The sequence below is a fragment of the Tenacibaculum xiamenense genome, from assembly GCF_964513065.1.
GTDB classification, from domain to species: Bacteria; Bacteroidota; Bacteroidia; order Flavobacteriales; family Flavobacteriaceae; genus Polaribacter; species Polaribacter xiamenense.
On the sequence record NZ_CAZEQU010000014.1, the window covers coordinates 17,749 to 43,321 of the forward strand.

At 32.5% G+C, this 25,573-nt stretch carries 16 protein-coding genes; all 16 read left to right on the forward strand.

The window, feature by feature from the left end:
- Nucleotides 1-7 precede the first annotated feature (7 nt).
- The 16 genes from ACKTTV_RS05370 (at nucleotide 8) to ACKTTV_RS05445 (ending at nucleotide 25,573) form a co-directional block, all read left to right on the forward strand.
- Nucleotides 8-682, forward strand: a complete 675-nt coding sequence (locus ACKTTV_RS05370; RefSeq protein ID WP_408029794.1) for a CIS tube protein — start codon at nucleotides 8-10, stop codon at nucleotides 680-682.
- Nucleotides 679-2,478, forward strand: coding sequence for a type VI secretion system tip protein VgrG (gene vgrG / locus ACKTTV_RS05375; RefSeq protein WP_408029795.1), 1,800 nt, complete (start codon nucleotides 679-681; stop codon nucleotides 2,476-2,478). Before ACKTTV_RS05370 ends, vgrG begins: the two co-directional genes overlap by 4 nt.
- A 121-nt stretch (nucleotides 2,479-2,599) precedes the next feature.
- Nucleotides 2,600-2,902 carry a PAAR domain-containing protein gene (locus ACKTTV_RS05380; RefSeq protein WP_408029796.1) on the forward strand — a complete coding sequence of 101 codons (303 nt, stop codon included), beginning with the start codon at nucleotides 2,600-2,602 and terminating at the stop codon, nucleotides 2,900-2,902.
- 1 nt (nucleotide 2,903) lies between these two features.
- Nucleotides 2,904-3,320, forward strand: a complete 417-nt coding sequence (locus ACKTTV_RS05385) for a GPW/gp25 family protein (RefSeq protein ID WP_408029797.1) — start codon at nucleotides 2,904-2,906, stop codon at nucleotides 3,318-3,320.
- A 35-nt stretch (nucleotides 3,321-3,355) separates the two neighbouring features.
- On the forward strand, nucleotides 3,356-7,963 hold the full coding sequence (locus ACKTTV_RS05390) for a hypothetical protein (RefSeq protein ID WP_408029798.1): 4,608 nt from the start codon (nucleotides 3,356-3,358) through the stop codon (nucleotides 7,961-7,963).
- Nucleotides 7,960-10,605: a hypothetical protein gene (locus ACKTTV_RS05395; protein ID WP_408029799.1), complete on the forward strand. Its 2,646-nt coding sequence runs from the start codon at nucleotides 7,960-7,962 to the stop codon at nucleotides 10,603-10,605. Before ACKTTV_RS05390 ends, ACKTTV_RS05395 begins: the two co-directional genes overlap by 4 nt.
- Nucleotides 10,602-14,768: a contractile injection system tape measure protein gene (locus tag ACKTTV_RS05400; protein WP_408029800.1), complete on the forward strand. Its 4,167-nt coding sequence runs from the start codon at nucleotides 10,602-10,604 to the stop codon at nucleotides 14,766-14,768. The genes ACKTTV_RS05395 and ACKTTV_RS05400 overlap by 4 nt, the downstream gene beginning before the upstream one ends.
- A gap of 140 nt (nucleotides 14,769-14,908) precedes the next feature.
- Complete coding sequence (locus ACKTTV_RS05405; protein WP_408029801.1) at nucleotides 14,909-17,077, forward strand: hypothetical protein; 2,169 nt, start codon at nucleotides 14,909-14,911, stop codon at nucleotides 17,075-17,077.
- Nucleotides 17,078-17,079: 2 nt separating this feature from the next.
- Nucleotides 17,080-17,907, forward strand: coding sequence for a hypothetical protein (locus ACKTTV_RS05410; protein WP_408029802.1), 828 nt, complete (start codon nucleotides 17,080-17,082; stop codon nucleotides 17,905-17,907).
- Nucleotides 17,908-18,398: 491 nt separating this feature from the next.
- Nucleotides 18,399-19,319, forward strand: a complete 921-nt coding sequence (locus ACKTTV_RS05415; protein ID WP_408029803.1) for a hypothetical protein — start codon at nucleotides 18,399-18,401, stop codon at nucleotides 19,317-19,319.
- Nucleotides 19,316-20,665 (forward strand): ATP-binding protein, encoded by a 1,350-nt coding sequence (locus ACKTTV_RS05420; protein ID WP_408029804.1) that lies wholly within the window; start codon nucleotides 19,316-19,318, stop codon nucleotides 20,663-20,665. The genes ACKTTV_RS05415 and ACKTTV_RS05420 overlap by 4 nt, the downstream gene beginning before the upstream one ends.
- Nucleotides 20,666-20,740: 75 nt before the next feature.
- On the forward strand, nucleotides 20,741-21,262 hold the full coding sequence (locus ACKTTV_RS05425) for a hypothetical protein (protein WP_408029805.1): 522 nt from the start codon (nucleotides 20,741-20,743) through the stop codon (nucleotides 21,260-21,262).
- A 93-nt stretch (nucleotides 21,263-21,355) separates the two neighbouring features.
- Complete coding sequence (locus ACKTTV_RS05430) at nucleotides 21,356-22,027, forward strand: hypothetical protein (RefSeq protein WP_408029806.1); 672 nt, start codon at nucleotides 21,356-21,358, stop codon at nucleotides 22,025-22,027.
- A gap of 49 nt (nucleotides 22,028-22,076) precedes the next feature.
- On the forward strand, nucleotides 22,077-22,736 hold the full coding sequence (locus tag ACKTTV_RS05435; RefSeq protein WP_408029807.1) for a hypothetical protein: 660 nt from the start codon (nucleotides 22,077-22,079) through the stop codon (nucleotides 22,734-22,736).
- Between the two features lie 93 nt (nucleotides 22,737-22,829).
- Nucleotides 22,830-23,879 carry a hypothetical protein gene (locus ACKTTV_RS05440; RefSeq protein ID WP_408029808.1) on the forward strand — a complete coding sequence of 350 codons (1,050 nt, stop codon included), beginning with the start codon at nucleotides 22,830-22,832 and terminating at the stop codon, nucleotides 23,877-23,879.
- A gap of 86 nt (nucleotides 23,880-23,965) precedes the next feature.
- Nucleotides 23,966-25,573 (forward strand): eCIS core domain-containing protein, encoded by a 1,608-nt coding sequence (locus ACKTTV_RS05445; protein ID WP_408029809.1) that lies wholly within the window; start codon nucleotides 23,966-23,968, stop codon nucleotides 25,571-25,573.

Below are 25,573 nucleotides of genomic sequence, written 5' to 3' on the forward strand. Positions count from 1 at the left end.
AAACAATATGGCAAGTTTAGAGTTGTTGAAAATAACGGGGTTTAAGGACAAAAATTATCAATCTCAGATAGGAGATCCTTATTCGGTAATGATAAATCCTTCGAGCATAAAGCTCAACAGAAGTGTTGAGTACAATGCACAGATGCCTAAGGATTCATCAGCTCCTAATTTAAAGTTTAAAGGAATGCCTGCGGAAAAACTCAACTTTGATATTGTAATTGATTGTACTGGAATCGTTGATGGGAAACGCATAACCATGTCTAAAGAAATAGGAACTCTTGAAAAAATTGTGTACACGTATAATGGTAACATTCACCGACCCAATTATGTAAAAGTACAATGGGGAGATATTTCTTTCAATGGAGTACTCACTTCCTTTAATACTTCTTATACGCTATTTAAGCCAGATGGTAGTCCATTAAGAGCAAAAGTATCATTGGCTTTTGACAGTTTTATTTCTGCTAAAGAACGTAAACAACGAGAAAAAAAGAGTTCTCCTGACATGACCCACATAATAAACGTGGTTCAAGGAGATAGCCTACCTAATTTATGTTATAAAGTTTGGAATTCAACAGATTATTATGTGCAAGTAGCTGCTTTTAACAACCTGAACAAGTTTAGACATTTAAAGGGAGGAGAACAATTAATATTTCCACCTATAGAAAAAGAATCGAAAGTATGAGTGAAACTGCAACAAATATAACCACAGGAGGTTTGGTAACCGCTACTGTAAAAGTAGCTGGTAGCGATATTACTGAATCTGTAGATATCAGAAGTATTGAAGTGATTAAAAAAGCAAACAAAATATCCTATGCTAAAATCGTGATGTTGGATGGCGATGCTGCCGAAGAAAGTTTCACAATTAGTTCTTCTTCAACTTTTGTACCTGGTAATGAAGTAGTGATTGAAGCGGGATATGATTCCCAAAATAACACAATTTTTAAAGGAATTATTACAGGACAAAATATCAGTGTTCATTCTGAAGGACCTGTGCTGGAAATTACCTGCAGAGATGAAGCAATTAAAATGGTGGTAGGTAGAAAAAATATAACCTATTCTAAAAAGAAAGACAGTGATATCATTTCAAGTATTATAGGGAATTATTCGGGATTATCGTCTGATGTTTCAGCAACACCAACAGAGTGGTCTGAGCAAGTACAATATTACGTTACCGATTGGGATTTTATTTTGGCAAGAGCCGAGGCGAATGGACTTATTGTTACAACACTCGAAAACAAAGTTTCCGTTTTTGCACCAGATGCGAATACCTCATCTGTAATAACCATTGAATATGGAAACAATTTAATGAGTTTTAGTGCGGATTTAGATGCGGTTACCCAACTTTCAGAAACAAAAGCAAGTTCATGGGATTTCCAAAATCAACAGGTTACTACAGGTCAACAATCCAATAGTTTTTCAGGACCAGGAAATTTAACAGCGAAAAAATTATCCGAAGTGGTAGGTCTTTCTGATTTTGATTTGCAAAGTACGGCACCTATTCAAAGCGCTGATTTAACTAACTGGGCAAAAGCACAATTAGTAAAAAGTAATTATGCTAAAATACGTGGTGAAGTAACATTTCAAGGAAGCGAGTTAGCAAACCCAGGAAATTATATCACCTTGAGTGGGTTAGGAGATCGTTTCGACGGAGATCATTTGGTATCAGGTGTTACTCATACAATCGAACATGGTAATTGGATTACGGAAGTATCTTTTGGAATGTCACCAATTTGGTTCACAGAAGAACCTGATGTAATGGCACCAGCGGCTTCTGGACTATTACCAGGTGCAAAAGGGTTGTTCAATGGAACGGTTAAAAAAATGTATGAAGATCCTGATTCACAGTTCAGAGTTTTAGTTGATATCCCGATGTTTGACCCAAACGGAGAAGGTATTTGGGCACGATTAACTAATTTTTATTCTACTTCAGGAGCTGGAGCATTTTTTATGCCAGAAGTTGGTGATGAGGTGATTCTCGGTTTTTTAAATGAAGACCCAAGATATCCAATTATTCTAGGAAGTGTTTATAGTAACTCAAAAAATAAACCTTTTGATGGATTGGATCCTGATGAAAAAAACACAAAAAAGGCCATTGTTTCAAAAGAAGGAATATTCATTCAATTTGATGATGAAAATAAGGTGTTTACAATTGAAACTCCAAGCAAAAATACTGCTGTGTTCAGTGATCAAGACAAGCAAATAGAAATAAAAGATCAAAACGGAAATAGTATTGTAATGTCAGAAAGCGGAATAACCATAAAAAGCGAAAAAGACATCAATATTGAAGCAGATCAGAATGTAACTATCAAAGGAAGTCAAGGAGTTACGATTGAATCGTCTCCCGGCGATGTTTCTGTAAAAGGAATGAATGTGAATATTAATGCAGAAACACAACTATCTGCAAAAGGTTCCGCTACAGCTCAAATAGAAGGAGGAGCAGAAACTACTATAAAAGGAGCTATGGTAATGATTAATTAATAGCTATGAAGATATAAGAAGGGGTAGAAATTAGATCTTAACACAGAACTGTAAAGATCAGAGATAAAAAAATAAGAGATTAAAAATCTCAATACTAACATCTAAATACAAACAAAAAACGATGCCACCAGCAGCAAGATTAACAGATTTTCATGAATGTCCAATGGAAACACCAGCAGTTCCGGCACCAATTCCGCACGTTGGTGGACCCATAACAGGACCAGGAGAACCTACCGTTTTAATTGGAGGACTTCCAGCCGCCCGAGTAGGAGATATGCTGGTTTGTGTTGGTCCGCCCGATTCTATAGTAAAAGGTTCGGCTACAGTAACAATAGGAGGAATGCCAGCGGCAAGAATTGGAGATTCTACCGCCCATGGCGGTGAAATTATAGTAGGTTGCTTTACAGTAATGATAGGAGGGTGATATGGAAACAAAAGAGGTTAAAGAATTTTTAGGCTCGGGATGGGCTTTCCCAATAACGTTTTCAGAAGGAAACTATGAGTTAAATGTTACTAAATATGAAGCAAATGTTGAAGATAGTATCAACATTATTATGCAAACTAATTTTGGTGAAAGACCTATGGAACCACAGTTTGGATCTGGGCTTCAGAAGTTCTTTTTTAGAAAAATGGACAAAGCACTTAAGGCCGATATAACCGAGGTTGTTCAGACAAGTTTATTGCAAAATGAGCCAAGAATTACAGTTAAAGCTGTAGAGGTTATTTACAAAGATTTTCAAACTGGGCTCATTGAAATAACAATTGATTATTTGTTTAATCAAACAAATACAAGACATAACTATATATACCCATTTTATATAAAGGAAGGAACAAACTTATAAATAGTAAGACTTAAATGGTAGTTAATTCGAAAAATATGTTAATCTCTATAGAGAATGCTTTACTTAATACCAATAATTTGGTAGATGGTAAGACAGAGATGGATCATGTTTTCTTTTTAACAGAGTTTGCGTCCCTAGTCAATTTCTATGATCAATCGAATAATATAAAGGGAGATTGGTCTCCGTTCTTATTAAAAGACCCTCTTTTTTTGTTAGGATATATTGCGAAAACTCCTAAACGAAAATTTCAAGACTTATACATAGCTACAATTTTGAAGTTTGAAAAAGAACTAGAAAATACTCAAGAAAATCCACTAGGAATAATTGACTTGGTAAAAGTATCAGGTTTGATGAATAGTTTTTTCTATCAAATAACTGAAATATTCAAGTTAATGGGGAAATGGGTGAAATGTTTCGTGCAATCTACCTATCAATACAATTTCAAAACTTATTTTTTAAAGAATATAAAAAACTCATACAGTATACTGCTTTGGGCTATTTTATCGCTTCAGGAGCAGTTATGTTTAACAAAATTGTTACCAGATATAATGCCTGTAAATTGGTTTGATTTAAAGGTGTTTGAAAACAAAACATGGCTCGAAAATAAAGGAAAGTACCCTTATTGGGAAATCTTTGGTTTGAAAGCTTCATTAAAGGAAGTTTCTAAAGAAGAACTTACATCAGAGGACCAAAGTTCGTTTATTGCAAAGCTTTACAATAATTTAAAAGCCGTCGGAGATAAAATATTTACATTTTTAAATTCTTGTGTTGGAGCTGCAAATGAGGCTTATCAATCATTTAAAAAAGAGAAAAATAAATATCCAGACACTATGTTGTTGCGAACCTTTACGTCTTTGCTGCAACAATATAAGGAGCAAATAAATACAATAACAAATAGGCATTTAGATTTTTATTACCAAGATATTCTGAAGGAATACCCATCTAGAGGTACAGCAGATTCAGTATACGTTTGTATTGATTTATTAAAAAATGATGAAACGTTTTTACTCCCAGTTAAAACATTGTTTAACGCAGGTTTAGATAAAAATAAAAAAGCAATTGAATTTCAATCACTCGAGGCTGTTAACTTAAATCCAGCAGTTATTACGAATGCATATACGTTAAATACAGTTAAAAAAGAGAACAACGCAAGCCTTTTATATCTTGGAAATATTGAAACACCATCCAAACTAAAGAAAGATCCAGAAGATAAAGTAGTTTCATGGAATACTTTTGGGAGCCAACGAAATACTGGAGATTTAACTGTTCAAAATATGGGGTTTTCGATAGCATCTCCAATGCTATATCTTAAGGATGGATCAAGAACGATTACTATTGATATTAATTTTACGGACCCTATAAACAATAAACTCTTTGAAAAATCAACATATTATTTAAGTACAAAAGCTAAATGGTTTGAATTAACTGAAAAAGCCAAGAGTTTATCAATAAAGACAGGCAAACAAAATGTAACATTCCATATCACTTTAGGAGCTAAAGATTTTCCCATTGAAGCATTTGCAAAGCAACAAGACGGCATTTCTAAATTGTGGCCAATGTTTAGAATTGTTTTTGATGAATTTACAGATTTAGAAACCCCGCCAAAAATAAAAAGTATTCAAATCGATGTTGAGGTAAGCAGCTCTAAAAGTTTTGAGCTGTACAATGATTTTGGCCCTTTAGCGATGAATAAAAAGTTTCAGGTTTTGGGACCAACACCAGTTAAAGGTGCAAGTTTTATTGTTGGTAGTAAAGAAGCTTTTAGTAAACCAATAACAAATTTAAATGTTACTTTAAATTGGGCAAAGTTACCTGAAGCGGATACAAGTCAAAGTTTAGATAATTTTGGAAGTTATTATGAACAATATAACCAATATTTAGATGGGCAATTTAAAATAGTTTCAAGCAAATGCAATACAACACCAGAACCGAATCAAGATTATTTAAATAACACAGCATTCAAGGTTGTTTTTGAGCAATTAAGTAATGAGGTTTGGGAGAATATTCAAGTAATTGAAAATAAGACCAAGGTATCTGAGGTTTCTCTCTTCCAAGAAAAAATACTACCTCCAGAAAAGTTACATTTAGAGGAAGATCAACCCAAAGAAAAAGAAGGCTTTTTTAGTTGGCTTCATTGGCCATGGCATTCGGATGAAAAGGACGATGAAACAATTTCGCCTAAAGAGAAGAAGGAACTGCTTAATTCAAGTTCATTTTCATTTGAGAATTTATATGAAAATGAGAAGCGAAATGCACTGTTACAAAGAGATAACACGCCCTTTTCAAACCTGTCTGATTCTGGATATCTAAGAATGCGACTATCAGAACCTCAATATGGTTTTGGAGCAAACCTATACGCACAAGTAGTAAATGCGATAGCATTATTTAATGCTGAAGCTATCGCCAAATCATATAAGAGGGGAAAGCCTGTAACTATAAATCATACACCTAACATCCCTTATATTCCTGAAGGAGCTAGTTTTGAAGGTAGCTATAAAGCCAGTAAAAAATATTATTTCGATGTGAACAACGTTCATTATGGTTCACTTGAAATAGAGTTGGATAAATTAAAAATTCTTGCAGACAAGGCTGAGATTTCTATGCTTGAAGCCATAGAATCAATTATTAAAATAATTATTGATTTTATTAGTAATAGCATAGTCATAGTTAAAGAATTATTAGGTTGGATTAAAAACCTAAAGAATGATTTTATCGCCGCTTTAAAACAAATAATAAATCATATAAAATCAAGATTAGGTGTATTTAAAGATGAAGTACACGATATATCTAATTCTGATTTAGCGAAGAAATTTGAAACTCTGGTAAATGACATTTCTAATAAAGACAATTTTTTCACCATTATTAAATCTGTATTTGGAGAAGTACTTACAGAATTGTTTGAAAAAATAGTTGGACATAATCATAATGAGGTACAAACTAACGAAAAACTTAATGAAGTTAATTTACATCAAATAGCAAGAAGCTCCTTATCAAAATTAAAACTTAAGATACAAGAAGCAATAACAACATACAGTATTCAATGCAAGCATAAAATAAGTGATATGATTGTTGGTATGTTGAGCGATGTAAAACATAATTCAGCAAAAACAGAAAGTAGTGAGCCTATCCAACAATTAGAGAATTTTATTGAAACAATAGTAGGTAAGATTGAAGGATTTACAAATGATATTGAGGGAGATGCAGAACGACTACACATGATACTTTCGGATAAAGATTTATCTAAAATTATAAATGAATATATCCAAAATCATTTCATAACACCGCTGAAAGAAGATATTCAACGATACGAATTGAATATTCAAGGAATAAGTGAAGAGTACCCGATAGAATGCTTTTATGAAACTCCGTTTAAAAGTTTCAAGATTTATGATACTATTTCAGAAGTTGAAACGGAAAGATTAAGTCTTGGAGGCACAATAGCAAGTACTAACGACCTAACTCTTTATCCAACTATTTCTTTCGAAGGACAACTTTTCTTGGAATTAAACAATATTGTTTCTGGCAACACAATTAATTTATACTTTGAGTTAGAAAGGCAGTATTCAGATGTAAGTTCAATTTCGGAGTCCGAACTTAATTATTTTGGATATACCGATACTGGATGGGAAAAGTTGAATATTGTAAGTGATACAACAAACAATTTGATTTGTTCAGGTATTGTTACGTTAGAGCTTCCTTTAACTATGATTAAAGGAACATCAACAATGCCGAGCAATAGCTTTTGGTTGAATATTGGAGTAAGCAACAATCCCAATAGCTACGCAAAAACCATCTTTTTAGATACAAATGGGGTTCTTTTAACACGTGTTGAAAACCAGAATGCTCCTAACGTAAATAATGAAATAAAAGCAAATTCAATTTCTTCAACCTTTAAAAGTATTCCTGAGTTGGCTACAATCATTCAACCTTTCAATTCTTTCGGAGGGAAATCTTTTGAAACAAAAAAGGATATGAATAGAAGGGTGAGCTCAAGGTTGAGAACAAAAAATAGATGTACTACTCCTTTTGATTTTTATACATTAATTGAACAAAAATTTAGTTCTGTTTTTTATTCGAAAGCATTTTTCATAAAAGCCCATAACTGCAACACAATTTTCTTAGTGAAGAAAGTGAATGATTTTCAACAATCGAATGCCTTTACACCTATGGTCAGTGAATGTGTCGAATTAAAAGTTCAAAATTATCTACAAGAGAATTCATCAAACGCATTTCCTTTAAAAGTGACCAACTTTATATTCAAATATGTGAAGTTAGAAGGAATAATAAAAGTGGCTAAGAAATACCAGCTTAAAACAGCAGAGCAACAAATAAATTCATTAATAAATGTGTTCCTATCTCCATGGATACGAGCAGAGCAGGAGCAAATAATGATAGATAATGGTTTGAGTACTTCTCAGATAGCATCCTTTATAAATAAAAATGATTTGGTAGATGAGGTGAATCAACTTCGTATGTATATAGGCACTAAAAATAATGAAACAGGGGAGATAGAATATTCGGAGAATTCATTTTTAAGAGTTGTAAATGATAAAACACATTCGAACGACGATTGTTTTCTCTTAAACAAAGGTGAATTACTTGTTACATCGTTGGATTATTCAAAAATTAACTATAGTAAATGATAGGGAAAAACCACATACAAGATATTCAATTACCCACAACAATGGATTTTAACCTTCTTAAGGAAGAAGGGCTTAAATTCATTCAAGAGGGAAGTGGTTCTGAGTGGACTAATTTGAATCCAAGTGACCCTGGAATTACAATTTTGGATCAACTATGTTTTGCCCTAACTGAGCTTGGATATTGTATGAACTTTTCTGTCAAAGACATTTTAACTGATAGGAAAGGGAGTCTTATTATGAAAAATCAATTCTTTCAGCCAGACACTATTTTAACGACTTCTGCTATTACAGCAAATGATTATATAAAACTTATTGTAGATGCCATACCTCAGGTTGAAAATGTAATTATTAAACCTGTAAACACTGGACTTAGTTTTTTGGGAGGCCTTTATCAAGTTTATTTAGCGGTTGATTTGAATAATAAAAGTGAAGAGAATTTACAGAATATATGTTTAGCAACCTATATTCAGTTAAACACCAACAGAAATCTTCAAGAGTCTTTTATCACACCAAAAATACTGGAAACAAAGATTTATAATACACATTGTCACATTCAGTTTGAAGAACATGTGAATCACAATGATATTGTAGCAAAAATGAATCAAGCAATAAGTGAGTTCATATTTCCAAGTGTTGTGCAAACAGGATATGATAAGCTGGTTGCAGAAGGTGAAAACAGTAATACTATTTTTAATGGTCCAAAATTAAAAAATGGTTGGGTAAAAAATGAGAGTATAAGTGGAAAAAAAGATACAATTTATGCTTTTGAAATATCTCAGATAATAGAGTCTATAGAAGGAGTTATCCGAGTAGATGATTTATATTTTTATGAAAGTAATTCTTCAGAGAAAGAATATATGATAACTTCAAAGACAGATGAATTACTGATTATTAAGGTTGCGCGAGAGTCTACTAAGAAGTTTGAAAAAGTTTTAAATAGCGAACATCATATTAATGAAAGTATAGTGAGTTATTTGAATGATATAACTACTAAAATAGATCCTAATAATGAGGTAGAAAGTGTCAAACTAACCCCAGAATTACCGAAAGGAAACTACAGAGATATTCAATCTTATTATTCCATTCAAAATACAATGCCTGATGCTTATAAAGTTGGAGAAAATTCTTTGGACGAAAGCGCAAATAAGTTCCAAGTTGCACAGTCGCGACAATTAAAAGGGTATTTAATGTTGTTTGACCAAGTGTTGACAAATCAATTCGCTCAATTGGCAAACATCAATCAGTTGTTTTCCTTTCAAAATGCCATTTCAGGTACTCCTTTCGACAGAGAAAATTATTATAACAGGCAAGATAAGTTTGAACAATTACATCAAAAATACCCTGTGCCTTATGAAAGTTTTTCACCAACCTATTTTTATCAGTCATTATACGATTCTGTTTCAGACATAAAGCCTTTATTAAAACATAGCAAAGAGTTTGATTTTAGTAATACAGTTGTCTCAGCGAAAGAATTGGAATATGAGTCGTGGGAGGAGTATAGAGAAGATCCATATAATTCATATATCTGGCGATTGAACGCTATCATGGAAGATGATGATGACAATTTACAGCGTAGAAACCAAATATTAGACCACCTTTTGGCCCGTCATGGAGAGTCGCCATTATTTATTAATAACCTTTGTAACTCTTCAATTTTAACAGGAAACATACTCAAAGACAAAGTTATTATTAAGAGTAATTACCTTCAGAATTATCAGAAATTATCATACAACAGAACAAAAGGCTATAATTATTTAGGGGCGAATAAATTGTTTTTGAATACTAAGCTGAGATCAACCGAAGAGTTTACCCCAGTTTCTGAAGGAACAAGACAGAAGTACGAGTTAGGAAATCAAACTGATTTCATCGTTAATATTAAGGCGTTAGATGAAGAACTAAAAGTATCTCCTTCTGATGTTATCAATTATTCGGGAATAGATTTAAAGATGAATATCTTATTTCTTTTGAATCAGTATTATAAAAATTACATAATTGATACTTCTTCGGAAACGGCTTTCTGGTTCTTGAATAATAGAAAAGGGTTTATCAGTGTTGAAAGTAGTTTGTTATTACGTTTTGCAAAATTTGAAATTCTTTTTAAAGAAAGCAAAGGCAATTGGATTACAACTGAAAATATATCCTTTGAAGAGCTATTAAAATTAAGTGAAAAGGTAAATCAACTTAAGATTCAAGGAGAAGGTGAGTTTGTACAAATTAAAAAAGACTACTCATTAAAAGTAACAAATAACAGAGGAAATGCGAATGAATTTATTGAAATTTCTCAATCGTTATGTTGGTCTATCAATGCAGTTTTTAATGATGAAAAATTAAATGTAACGAGCTCTTTTTCACTATTGAATGGAACTGTTTTATACTTTTTTCCAAAGTATATTCCGCAATTTAATTCAAGTAGTTTTCAAAATAAAATAGCTATGTTCTTTGAGGAGGAACTACCAATTCATTGTGAAGCTAAGTTTTTGTTAGTTGATGAAAGTACATTAAAACCTTTCATAAAATCATATGTCAATTGGCATAATGCCTTTATTGCTTGGGTGGATAATAACAATAACTCTACGGATTTATTGGAAGATAATAGTAATGCTTTGGCTAAAATAATCATTCAAAATTTTATTGAAGAATGATGAATACTAACCAACATATCGTAGCAAAATGTTCTTGGAATACAAGTTTTGATGACAAAGAGAGAGGAACCGAACTTCAAAACAATATAAGTACCTGGTGTCAACATCATTTTCAAGAGGTTTTAACGGAGGTATTTGATGAAGTATGTCCTAAGGAAAAAACATTTAGAATTAAAAGATTAGAACTGAATTTAGGGGAAATTGATTATCACAATTTTTATGAAGATTTAGCAGATAAAGTAAAAAGAGAGCTCTATAAAAACTTAGAAAACATTGTTCAGTACCCTTACAAATACAGGCAAGGTGTTGAAATTATTAACGAGAAAACTTCCCATGTAAGAGCGTTAGAATATTTCTTGTTAAATGGGGTTATGCCATGGAATTATCAGGCAAAATATGGAAATATCAATCAAATAATTTCTATTCAATGGCAACTCAATAAAGAGGAAGTGGTTCAAATGCTGCAATTAATAGGAAAGAATGAGCATGTCAGAAAGAGAATTGCTTGGCAGTTTGAAGAACGTAATATAATGACGTTGATACAAAACATTGAACAAAGCAATCATAAATACATAAAAGATGTAACAGGAGAGCTCATAAAGATTCAAGAGAAAGAAAATATAATTCAGGCAGGAATACAAGATTTTAAAAGGAATATCTGGTTCTGGATATTAAACTATTTGTTTATAGAAAGAGGAACAATGTTTAATAAATATGCATTTGTAAAAAGTGCTATTAAACAAATGGCAAGCCATTTCAATATTGAGTATAACGAGCTATTAGAGATTATTGAAGAAGCGGTTAACCGTGTTAAAAGTCAATATTTCATTAAAACAGAATTCATAGCAATTATTCAAGAACTGTCAAAAGAACAATTGACAGGAAATATAAAATCAAACACCACTGAAAAACAATTTGAGTATTATTGGGAGCTATTGACAAATCAGTTTAATAACCATACTTTAAGGAGCTCAGCAATTCAAAAGAAGGAATTCAATGATTTAATCATAAATCTAAAAAACCAAAATGAATCCCGATTTAAAAAACTTATAGAGTCGCTATTAGCAAATGATATACAATACTGGGAGTATGTTTTACAAGATTTAGAATTAAGAACAATCTCAGAAATAGTTCGAGTTGTTAATAGAGATTTTAATGGCTTATGTACTCAAATTAGCTATATAGAATCATTGAAATTATCCGAAAAATTAAAACTTTCTTCTAGAGTTTTATGGACAATTGGTTTTATGTATGCAAGGAAGTTTCTGCATTCGAATAAAGAAACATTTTTGACCTATCTTATTCAAGATACTAGTAAAAGAACAAATTCTAAAGAAATAGATGTAATTGATGCATTCTGGGTTTCACAAGTGTCGTCGATGCAAAAACATGTTAAAAATTTAACCATATACAATGCTATTAAGACGGCATACATGGAGAAAACGTATTCTAGTGATAGAAAGAATTCAATATCGATAGTTTCCATAGTAGATCAACTGTATTTGATGTTACAGAGTAGAAAATTTGATGTTGAATTTATAGATAGACTAAAGGAATCATTCGAATATTATATTGAAAACCGACCTTATGAAGTAATTAACTTATTGAAAGAAAATCGTTCAAAAAGAGTACTAATGGTAACTACTTCTTTAATTGATGAGGTTTTAGTTGAAAAGTTAATTGCTAAAGCAGTGCCTTCTTACAAGAAAATCATAACTATTGTGGATACAATTTTTGTGGACTTTGAAATAGAAGGGGAAACTACAAGAGGATTGCATAGAGAGACTAAAGTCTTACTCAATAAGTTACTTTTAAATACTATTTCAGAAGGGAAACAACTCTCAAACTTTGAAATTTTCAAACAATTTATCGGTAAGCTAACTAGAATAAATAGTATACGTAAAAATCAACAATCTTTTTATAAGGAAATAATAAATGGTTCGAATTATGTTGGATTAGGCTTTTCTTCTCAACAGGTTTTTGAAATTGAAAATTGGGCGAATCAGCAATTTAAAGTTTCTCACATTGATCATATAATTGAAATGATTCATAAAAAAGAATCTAAGCGGGAGGTCGTTGAGTTTTTGAAGAAATTCCTACTTACTACAGATGGAGCTTATGTTTTCTTAGAGAAGTATTCTGATATAATAATCAATTATTTTTTAAACAGAGAAAAAGAGGTAAAAGATGAATTGATAAAGGAATATACGAATAAAATCAATGTTGTTTATAAAAATGAGAGCACTGAGACAGTTGCCAAAATCTTGTTAGCATTATTCTGGAACTGCTTAATGAGAGTTCAAGAATATTCAGGAGATAAAACTAAGTTACAAGACTTGTTTAGACATGGAGTACTTAAAAGATTTCCACTAGTAAATAAAGAGATTCAAGAAAAAGAGTTGAACACTGCAGAATACTATAATAATCCATTTTTAGAAAGAAGTCGTGTGGAAAAAGTAGTTGATGTTATGTTTACTTATTTGGAGTCTAAGGAAAATGAATCTGATTTCATTGTAAACAAGATTAAACATAGCCCAGAGCACGCAATTATTTGGAGTTTGGAAATGGATTCTGATAGAGTGTTTCTAAAAATAAGGAATTCGAAAAATCCAATTGACGTAAAGAATAAGTTTAAGAAAAGGCTCGGTTTCGATCAATTTACACAGTTGTTGTTACACTCTTCAAAGCAACCAATCGAAGTAAATAATCACTTGGAAGGAATTTTAAACTACTATAGGATATGTAGAGAATTTATACAATCTAAGAGATTTACGGATTTATTCTGGAATGAATTATTTGAAATAATTACAAAGAATACATACTTGGATGAAAGCTTTATTCAATTTGTATCAAGAGTTATTTTAGAGATACAAAAAAGTAAAAAAATAAACTCTAAAGATATACTTTCTGTAATTCATGATAAGAAAATAAAGGTATCTGAATTATTATTGAAAGCATTAGCGAAGCAGAAATCAGAATTCGAGGAAGTATTGCAAGTAACTAAAGAAAACTCTGAGAAATCGCTTAAAAATTTTGATGAAAAACAATTGAAAGAAGCTTTGGTAAATGTAATTGAATTGCAACAACTTCCTTATTGGTTCCATTATAAAAGGACTTCTTCATTTGAAGTATTTATCAATGATATTATTGAGTGTAGACCATTGGTATTCTTAAGAGTTTTAAGATCGAAAATGTATTCTAGAATAAAATTACAAGAAGTTATTCATGCTCTGAAGTTTAGCCAATTCATAAAATCACTTACAAACTTATATCCTGAAAGGCGAAGACAACTTTTAATTATTGAAAAATTTTACAAGGCTATTCGAAATGTTTCCTTAAAAAAGACTCCTGTTTATCAAATACAAAATTTAATCACAGAAATGGTTTTGAAAGCATGGATTACGGTTAACTGGAAGCAAATAGATACAATTACCATTTGGAACGAGTTGGTATGGGAATTAACAACTAGAAAAAGAATATCTGAAGAAGAGTTTTTCAAAGCTTTTGATAAGATAAAAGAGAACATTCCAGTGGCTTTGCAGCTAACATATGAGAGTATACAGGAAAATGAAAAGAAAGAAAAAAGAATAAAGGTAAAAACAGAACAAAAACAAAAGATGAAAATAGAACATAAAAACGAAGTAATAAAAACAATTTCTGTAGGGGTTCCTGTTAAAAATGCAGGAATGGTGTTGATCAATAGCTATTTTTCAATGTTGTTGGAAAGGTTGAATTTAGTAAAGAATTCGAGCTTTATTTCAGATGAGGCACAGCAAAAAGCAGCACATTACCTACAATATTTAGTAACGGGGCTAGAGAGTACTGACGAATACGATTTACCACTTAACAAAATTTTTTGCGGGATTCCATTGCATACCCCAATCATTGCAGGAATTGATGTTTCAGAAGAAGAAACACAATTGATTAATGGATTAATCCATTCATGTATTAACTATTGGAGTGCTATTGGTTCCTGTTCGGTAAACGGATTTAGAGGCAATTGGCTAGTAAGAGATGGTTTGCTGATGGAAGAAGAAGACCGTTGGCAATTGACTGTTGAACATAGACCTTATGATGTATTGATGTTGAAATCACCATTTTCATTTTCAATTATCAAATTACCATGGATGAAAAAGCCATTACATGTTACATGGCCATTTTAATCTTAAGTAATAGACAAAACCAAACATAATTCCCCAGATAAAAAATTAGAGGAATTAAAATAAAAACATTTCGACTGTCATGTCGAATCATTTAAAGCTCATTTAGAGAGTAAAAGTATATTAACTAAAAACGAAAACTTATGAACTCATACAACGAAAATTTGAATTCAAGTGTATCGTCTTCCTTAAACAATCAAGAGGTTGCTTTAAAAAAGGCAGAATCACAATTAGACGCAACGATGTTCTCTTTGTACTACGCTCAAGGAGATTATATTACTATTTATGAAAACTTAGAAGTTGAAAACAGCAAGAATACTTTCAACCAAAAGTTATTCAATGATATGGTAGTTGATAGCGACATTTCTACCAATGTTTTGTCTTCAGCAAATCATGGAAAAGCGTTGGTAGCAACAAGTACTAGCAATGCCAGTGTTGCTGCTTCAGATGTGCAACTTGCAACAAATGCCATAGTAAAATTAGCTAGTGATATTGGTAGTATTTTTAATATAGTCAGTGCTGCGGACTATGGTAGTGAAATTTACGAACAAAGTGAAGATGCTCAAATTTTAATAGGAGAAACGGCTTATTTAGCAGAGGTTCTTTCTCAAACAACTATGGATACATCAGCAGCAATTTCTGAAGTTTCTGCAGAAGAATTGGCAACGAAAGCAGAAGCGAGTGATACCATGGTAAAGAAGTTATTAGCAGTAACGAAGTCTGAATTCGAAAAGTCAGCTAGTCAAGTAAATACTGAAAACAATAATTTGGCTGAAGCAAGTACAAATGAAAAGAAATTAGAAGGAGAATTGGAAGATTCAAAGGTTAACTTCGATGCATCAAAAGAGGCATATAAATTGACCAATGAACAGTTAAACCTAAATTTAACGGTTAAACCAAAAAATAGGAAGAACCTTGAATACAAAGTAAGCTTTGCTCCTTATCAGAGTCCATTTCAAATTAGTGAAAATAACTTGCCAAGTGGATATCCTGTTGATTCTTATTACATATTTTTAGTAAAAGAAAGCAAAAAGAAAATTTTTTCTATTTCAAGTGCCGAAGGTATTGTTAGCAAGGAAGAAAGTAAAAATTATATTAGTATCAAGGTTAAAGGAGCTGGTGCAAATAACAATGGTTTTACAATAGGGAAAAATGAAATAAGTGGAATCATTAGATACAATGGTTTAAATGATACAGATGGAGATGCGCTTGAAATAGGTAGTGATTATGTATTATTTGTCATGGCAATGTTAAGTACTGAGTATAAAAAGCTAATTAATAATTTTGACGATTATTTATCTGCTCCATCGGCAACATTTAATCTAACGAATCAATTAGTTGTTCCACAGGTCAATCAAATTAAAATAAACAACTTGTCGTCAAAGCAATCTGTGTTGTCTTTAGCAGATAAAATTGTTCATGGTGACCCTATTTCTGATATTGATTTTACAGGATCAAATCCATCAAATAATCAGACCGTTGAGCAAGAATTGGAGTTTAGTGTTAAACAAAGTTCAAATTTCCAGTTGAATAAAGGTACTAAAGATGTAGTAACAGAGTATCGTTGCATGTTTTTACCTGATAATTCAGAATTTATAAAAGGATTGTTAACTTCTCAAGAACTCAATTATTTAACAACATCAGTTGAAGATGATGATGCTGTTGCATCAGAGTTATCCGAATTAAAATTAAGAGAAGTAAAACTAAGTGCTGAATTAGAAAAACTAGAAAGCTCTCAAAGTGCTGATGCTGATGTGAAAAAATGGTTTGCAAGTGTTCAAAAATCGGTAAGCTCGAAAACCTTAGAAACTTTAGTAGAAACGAAAGCTTTGGCAGAAGGAGGAGAAGAAAACCTTCAAACAGTATTAAAAAAGCTTACAGTTAAAAATATTAGTACGAAGTTATCAGTAAAGATCATATTGAAATCTATTGTTTTGATTATCGATCTTTCTTTGGTTCAAAGAAGTATTACTGCTGAAGAAAAGGAGCAGAGTCAGAGTATTGAGGAAAGCAGCAATAACAAATTCAAGCCTGGATTTATGTTTAATTCATTAATCGCAGGAAAAATTCCAGCGGGAAGTTATTCAAGTCCAACCCAAAACGGAGATACGTTTACAGTTGCAATAACACCAGATGTAACTGATAATTTTGGAAACAGATTAATTCCTGGCGATTTATACATCCCGGTAGTATTTGCTTTAAATGGTCAGGCAGAAGAAATTAGTAAACAATTTAGTAATGCCTTATCTGATTTTCAAGAAACACCTCCTTTTACATATAAAAATCAAGCTATTCCTAACCAAAACAAATAATTATGTCTATTTATAAAATAAATACAATAAAAAATAAGTACGGAGTTACCGAACAAAAAAAAGAGACTTTAGATGCTTTATCAAATCAGGTATTAGATGCACAAAATGAAGTAGCTCAATTACAAGCGATTGTTCAATCGTTAACTGAAAAATCAAATAAGTTGACAAATCAATTGAATTTAGCAGAAGAAAATAAAAAACAAGCTTTAAGTAACAAAGAATTAGGTGATGAAGTAATCTCAAAAGTTAAAGAGTTAGATCAATTATCTGGAACTGCAGTTAGTGAAGTTGGTATAGCTAATGAAAAGGCCAAAAGTTGCGCATCTCAAGTAAAAGTTTTAATAGATAAGCTTATTTATTCGGCTGAAGTGATTAATAAATTAGCCAATCTTGTAATCAGAAAGAAAGCTCTAAATCCATTAATATCTGATGAATTGGTTGAAATGATTTCAAAAGCAGGTACAGATGCTAACAATGCAGTAGCGCTAACGTTAAAGGCATTGGAAGCAGTTTTTGCATCTCAAGCGACAATACTTGAATCAAATGGAGCATTGGCAATAGAAAACGAGCAAGCAACAAAACTTTATGAGTTTTTTATTGGTGAAGAAGTTGATAATGTCGAAAATTCAATCCCCGATACGAATGTAAAGGAATTGTTAGGAGTAGCCTATGATGTATCAATATCAACGTATAATAGCGCTCTATTGGCATCTGAAGACAATACGAATCAACTGAATGCCGCTGAAAGCGAGTTAAACAGAGCCACAATAAAGTTAGCTTCGTTAGAATCAGGATATGCAGCAGCGAAGGCGGCAGCTTTAGCTTCTTAATATGGCTTTATTGTAAGAGAAAGCCTAAAAGATAACTGTTTGCAATTAACAGTAATTTTAAATTGTAGATGGTATTAGTTCTATCATAAAACTACAGGTGAAGGAAAAATGCAAAATGATTATTTTAATATTTTTCCTTCACTTGATAGAACTTCTCTTTTGAAATTTTCAAAAATCTAACCACATGAAAGGAGCGATAATGAATCTCGGTTTATAATGAGATGATTATTGGTGAATTATGCAAATTTTATTTTAGATTTTCGTGTATTTCTATGGTTGAAATGTCAGTTCGAGTGTTTTTTGCCAAGTGTTAACGAAGTGAAAAAAATGTATCGAGAACAGTATACAGTAACAGAGAACACTTCTCGATACAAATTATTCTTCATTACATTCCTTATAATTTTACTCGAAGAGACAAACGTAATTCCACGAAATCAATATTTTAAAACTGTATTACATCTGATCAATTAGTAAGTATAAAAAATAAACAGATGAAAGACGTATTCAAACAATTTTATAAAGACTGTTATATTAAAACTCAGGGGTTTATACCTTCTAAACCAATAGAACAGCATTTATTTCCAGGTGATTTTTTTCAAATAAAAAATGGAAATATTGTTGTATTAGGTAATATTTTTAAAGGGAAATTGATCGCAGCAGAAGAAATTTCATTTATCAATGGAATGTCCATTAATCAATCCGATTGGGCCTTTAATCATAGTGTCTCTAAAACCTATTCTGGAAGAGAGGTAGGAGAGAGTAAGTTACAAGGAGAATTCAATTATAGCAAACAAGTAATTTCCTTTAATGGTTATGGTAGTTTTTATTTTAAGGCAGTAGGTCCGGAGGTGGTTAAAATAAATAATTGGAATCAAATAGCAGAGGAGTTAATTATTAAACTTACTCAAACAATTTATTCTTTTAGAGAGGTTTACGTTGTTACAGATGTTGCTACGGCTTCTCATTGGACTTTAGCAGTAGGAGGCGATGAAAATGCTGAGCTCGAAATTGTAACTGAACAAGAAAACTTCGGATTAGTTGATATTTTTGGAAATGGTAATTCTCAGACCATTCAAGCTAGACATATTGAATATTATCATGAAGAAACAAATAGAAAGCCTTCATTTTTTAAAGCAAAGAAGTTAGTGGTAAACCCTCGACAACTTGATGTTTTTGTAAGCGATTTAATTGCAAAACAATCGAGCAGATCAAGTTGGGTTAAAGATTTCTATGACTACGATTTTAATCACGATTCTATTGATTTCTCTTCGTCTGCACCTTATGTATCAAGTCAAAATATTTTAGATATGCTACAGGCAAATCAATTAAATCCGAATACGGCTTTGTTGTATTTCGATTGGGCAGAAACCAGTTTAGATGATGTTCAAAAGCTCTTTAATACTGTTTTATGACTGTTGAAACAAACATAAAAGCGTTACTTTCTGAAATCGACTGGCTTGAAATGGTAATCCATCATGTAATTAGTAGATATTTAGAGCATGAGGGCGATTGGTGTCATTGGACTGATTTAGATATGCCGGTAGTTGATGATTCCGTTTATCATCACTGGTGTGAAAAAAACAAAGTAAATCAATATCAGCGTTTAGCATTGGCGCTTGCATTAGCACCACAAATAAAACCTGAAGTACTCGATATTTTCTTCGGGAAAAATCAAATATACGATAGAGGTTTCACAGAGTTTGGAGGTATTATCGACGCAAATCATAGTGGTTTTCTGCCTACAGGACAAACCTTAATGTTTTTGGCAACGGCAATAGAACCTACTCTAAGAAATGAGGTGAAATCATTGTTTCGAAGCGACGGACTATTTAGTACAGAGCAAATCTTATCAATTGAAAGCACATCCTCTTACATTCCAGATTTAAATGGCGTACTTGTCTTAAATAAAAGATGGCTACGTTATTTCCAAACGGGTAAAATGGTGGATATTGAGCAATCAATAGAATTTCCAGCGAAGCGGATTGGAACTCAGTTAGAATGGGAAGATGTTGTATTAAATGATCAAGTAATGGATCAGATTATGGAGTTGAAAACTTGGTTGTTGTATGGAGAAACGTTGATGAGTGAATGGGAGTTAAGAAAGAAGATAAAACCAGGATATAGAACGTTGTTTTACGGGCCTCCAGGAACGGGTAAAACATTAACAGTTACCTTACTAGGTAAGGTGACAAATAGAGAGGTATATCGAGTAGATTTATCTATGATTGTTTCCAAATACATCGGAGAAACTGAAAAAAACTTATCGAAAATATTTGACATTGCTCAATATAAAAACTGGATTTTGTTTTTTGATGAAGCTGATGCTTTATTTGGAAAGCGTACTGAAGCTAATTCTTCAAATGACAGACATGCAAATCAACAAACCTCATATTTATTACAACGCATTGAAGACTTTCCAGGGGTAATCATTTTGGCATCTAATCTTAAAACGAATATGGATGCAGCCTTTACAAGGCGTTTTCAGTCGATGATCCATTTTCCTATGCCCGATGTTAATGAGCGATATCAACTCTGGGAAAATGCATTTTCAGGTACTTGTGTATTGCATGACGATGTAGATTTATGGAAGATAGCCGAAAATTATGAATTAGCAGGAGGAGCTATTATCAACGTTTTAAGATTTTGTGCTCTTGCAGCAATTCAAAGAAATGATACTGTTGTGCAATACCATGAACTTATAGAAGGTATTCGTAAAGAATTTAAAAAAGAGAATAGAACAATTATCAGTTATCAATAATCAGTTGTAATTGCAACTCAATAATTGATAATTGAACACTGATAATTGATAACTGATCACTGATCACTGAAAATAATGAAGATAATAGAAGAAATAATAATTCAAGAGAACTACACGTTCGTTAAACAAGAGATGGTTTTAGAACTAACCGATTGGGTTGAAGATTTGCCTTCTGAACAAGTGAAACTCTGTTTGGCTAAGGTTTTAAATATAACTGTGAATGATGGTGATATTATTATTAAGGGGTATTTGATAAAAAAACGGACGTTATATTTAATTGCTTATTTGGTAGAAAGTGTGGGAGAATTTCTTCAGAAGTTAGAAAAACTCATTCGAATGGAATTACGTAATTATTTTAATCCGAAGATATTTTCTGAAAATTATAGTGATGATTTTCTTGATGCGGAAGTACTTTTTGTTAGACATAGGTTCAACAATGCATATCTAAAGAACTTTTTGTTAGGGTACACAATAAAATTACCCTATTTCGATCCATACGTTGATTGGTTAAAAAAGGAAGTATCACAGCAAAACTTCTGTTCATATTTAGATTATACTGGGGCGATAGGTCCTGTAAAAGTAGATGTGAGATTTTAATAATTTATGTTCCCTCAAAACAAGCACTTAAAACATAGAATATTTTGGTTGTACATGAAGTGTTTAAGCAAGTAATAATTAAAACAAATTGAAATGTTTTCAAAAAAAGCGAAGTTAGTTAAGAGAGGAACGGTTGTTAATTCAGTTAGTCAAACGAAAAAAAGGAAGGGAATATTCCTTTCGGATAACAGGAAGAAGATTAATAGTCTTATTTCGAGTAACCCAATTCAGATGAGGCAGAGAGGTAGGGGATTTAAAGGTCGCCCTACTAGAACGAGTAACCCTACAAAGGGAGTGCGACAGGCTCCAGATGATAAACTAGGGCCTTTAAGAATTACAGTGCAGCAAGGAAATCTGATACCCAACCATGGTGTAGGACAAGCAGCTAACGTAAATGCGGTAATTCCTCATATAACAACAGCAAATATGTATGCAGCTCCAATTTCAACCCAAATTGAAGATGTAAATGGAATGCGTATGGATCAGCAGCAGGGAGCGAATCCCCATGATAGAAATATTGCGATTCAAAACAATATTCATCCGCAAAACCTAAGTCAAACGTTTGCCGCTGCTTATGTTGATGCTGATGCATTAGAGAATAATGAAGGGGAAGATCGATATGCACTCAGAATGGTAAAACACGCACTCAGACAATCGAATAGAGATCGACATATTTATAGAGTACATGGAAGAAGAGCAGTGATGTCTCAGGCTAATTATGTTCCATATAATCAAAAACAAGAGATGAGAAATGCGAATCCATAACAATCAAACTCGATTATTTGTAAAAATTAAAGAATCATAAATAAAAAAAATGTACGTAAACAGGGAAGGAAAAAACACAACACAATTGAAATCAAGAGGTGTTTCTCAAAACGAAAAGAAAGTTAATGTGTTGAAAGATAATAGGAATACAACTCAACTTAAAGGTATTGTTCAACGGGTTACAAAGACATTTGAAGAGTTGTCCGATGATAAAAAAATTGAAGCAAGTAATTTTTTTAACATGAATAAAGGATTGGCAGGTGTATTTCATGGATTAGATAGTAAACTTAGTGTTTACAACACGCTAGCTACCCAAACGTATCTTGACATGGTATTAAAAGATATTGATGTTCGTGCAAATGAAAGTAATAGAAAAGAATTACTCGCGTATTTAAAAATAAAATTACTAGAACCTAAGAAGAAAGAGGCAAAAGGAGTTGATAAAAGCATGTTTGTTGGAAGTACGTTCAGCTGTACCAATGGTCAAATATCAAATATGGCAAGTAATAAAACGCAAGGAGCATTAGCAGGACAAACGTACTCTAATAAACAAATTTACCATATTGAAGGTAAGTATCCTGATGTTGGAAAACCACTATGGGTTTTATCAGGAGGTAAAATTAGTGTCATAGGTTTATACCGACACGGAGCAACCAATAAAATTTATATAAAAAATGAAGGATTTGGCCCCAAAAGAATCAACTTATAGCAGTGAAACCTTCTGGCAATATGATATGCTCTCTCTTTTAAGTTATAAGATGAATATAAGTATTTAGTTAAGCATCTCTTTTAAATAGTAGCAATGATGGAATATCAAGATAGAAAATATGCGTATAAGTTAAATATAGTTCAAAGAGTAACTAAAAATGGTATTGCTATTCAAGATAATAGAGAACATGCTACTAAATTCAATTCAGGAAAGAAAAAACATGGTCAAAATACCATTACTCCAGTTTCAAATGTGATTCAAACTTATAGTTGGAAAAAGGCATTAGGTTGGGGTGTCGCTGGAGGACTAGGAACAGCTGCAGCAGTTATAGGAGCTCCTTGGTTGGTTGGTGGTGCTTTGGCAGGTGGCTTGAGTGCTAGCCAAGTGGCTTTGGCTGGTTTAGTTGGAGGAATTGTTACAGGAGGTTTAGCCGGGAGACAAAAGATGATTACAACTACCAACGGTCATTATGGAATACATCCATCTAACCCATCTATGCTTTACAGTATTAAAGGAGTTCCTGCTCCAGTTCCAAGAGGGTTATATATAAAAGGGACTGCCAAAATTGGCAAAAAGGAATACAATACATGGAAGCCTAATGTGATGTTTTTTCATGGTTCAAGTAAAAAGAACCCAACTATAAAAGAGGTGGATAATATTATGAAAACGGTGGAAACGGCTAATAAAAGAGATAATAATACATCTTGGGCAGTAGTAGGGAAGAACGATTGTGCTGGTTTTGCGACTACTTTACAAGCTCTGATTTTAAATGATGGACATGTGGGCAAACATGGTTCGGAAATTGGTAAAATGTGGACTCATCGTTTTAAAAACAACCCTAATTGTGAATATCATGCAGCAACCGTAGTAGCCGAGGATGGAAGCCAGGTGACTTTGGAAGGGCATGTAAGCAAAGATATCAAAGCTCCCGAATTTCATATACGCAACGGGATTGTTGGTTTTATGAAGGATAATCAAGCCAAAAGTAGTTCAGACTTAGGAAAAGAACATTATTCGGCAGATAAACCCCCCACAGAAGTAGGCGAACTTCTAAAAGCTCGTGAAATGACATATGGTATGCTTAAAGAAAGTAGCGAGCATATTGCAGGTTCATCGAATTTACCAGTTCACCGATTAAAATAACGAAGAATACTGATTAAGGTAAAAAAAATCAAGAGAAGTTGAAGTTTTAAAGTAGATGGGAATTGATAATCTTAAACAAAAAAACAATGAAATATCAAGATAAAGAACGTCGTAATAAATCTAATCCTGCTCAAAGAGCGGAAGCAAAAGGGAAGGCAATTAAAGATAACAGAGAACATAACACTATCCAAAGAAAACCGAATAATACAGGCTTGCCCGATAACTTAAAATCTGGAATAGAAAACCTTTCAGGACATTCTATGGATGATGTTAAAGTTCATTATAATTCAAATAAACCTGCTCAATTAAATGCACATGCCTATGCACAAGGAACCAATATTCATCTGGGGGCTGGGCAAGAAAAACACTTAGCTCATGAAGCTTGGCATGTAGTACAACAAAAACAGGGACGAGTACAACCTACTACTTCGGTTAATGGATCAAGTGTTAACGATAGCACAAGTTTAGAAAACGAAGCTGATGTAATGGGATCTAAGGCTTCTAGTTTTCAATTAAAAAAAGACGAAAGCAAAACATTTAAAAATAACTCAATAAAAACAGGAGCTATCCAACTTAAAAAAGATCAGGGATTTTACAAAGCAAACGACGGAGGAAAAGTGAGAAGTGTTGACGATAAAAGTAAAGTATTAGGAACATATCAGAAAGGAGGAAGGTTAAAGATTACAGATGGCGTAAATACTAAAGATTCTAAGTTCAAAACTGGTGGGATGTTTAGTTCAGAAAGAGAACATGTAAAAGGGTTCGCATTTACAAAAGATAAAATTACCCATGTAGGATGGATTAATGAAGAGAAAATAGGAGCCCCTTTACCGAATGATGTTGGGAAAAAGAATGAGGTCAATGATAATAACAAAATAAAGTTAGAGGAGATATACACAAGGGCAGTTTCATATCTTAAAAATAAGAATGCCAAAGATGATTTATTATCAGAGACAAATGCAAAATATAAATACAATAAAACATTATATGGTATGCTTGGAACAGGAGATGCTCCAGGTTACACCGCATCTAGAGATTATTCTGTCTCAAATAATGTCCCCAAGGGGTTTGATCCTCAAGGAGGAGTTGGAGGGCAAAAGTACGGTGCTTATTTTCATGTAGATAATAAGAAAAAGCAAGATCCTACTAAGACTCAAAGAAGAATGATTTTCAATGTAAAGAGTCAGAGCTCGGCGCATTTTGTAGCAAGTGCCCTTAGAGAGGACATGAAAACTAATAATGTGATTGTTTCATTCAAGTTTTACGGAAGTGATGACAAAAGTGAGACCACACTTAAATATGATAAAGTGGTGGTGTATTATCAGGCGGAAAAATCAAAAATAGGGGACGCCAAAGAGTTTGTTGAATCGACAGTAAAGGGTATGTTGAACGATCATGCAAGTAAAAAGGATAAAAAAGCAGGAGTGAAGCGCTCTGAGAATGAGAAAAAAGAAGCTTATAAGTCTTTGTTAGCAGATAAAGTATCACCTTTTTATAATCAAATAGATAAAGGAATAGGTGATGGAGTAGAAATTGCTGGTACTTCATTTACAATTGATAGAACAAAAAATTTAATGGAGTTTATAACAAAGCATAAAGATGACTTAGAATCTGGTAAAATGTCGAAAGAAGAATTTGTCAAAGAAGCAGAGAAATTTGTTAAGGAAAAGGTTGATGCTGAGGAAAGTAAATAA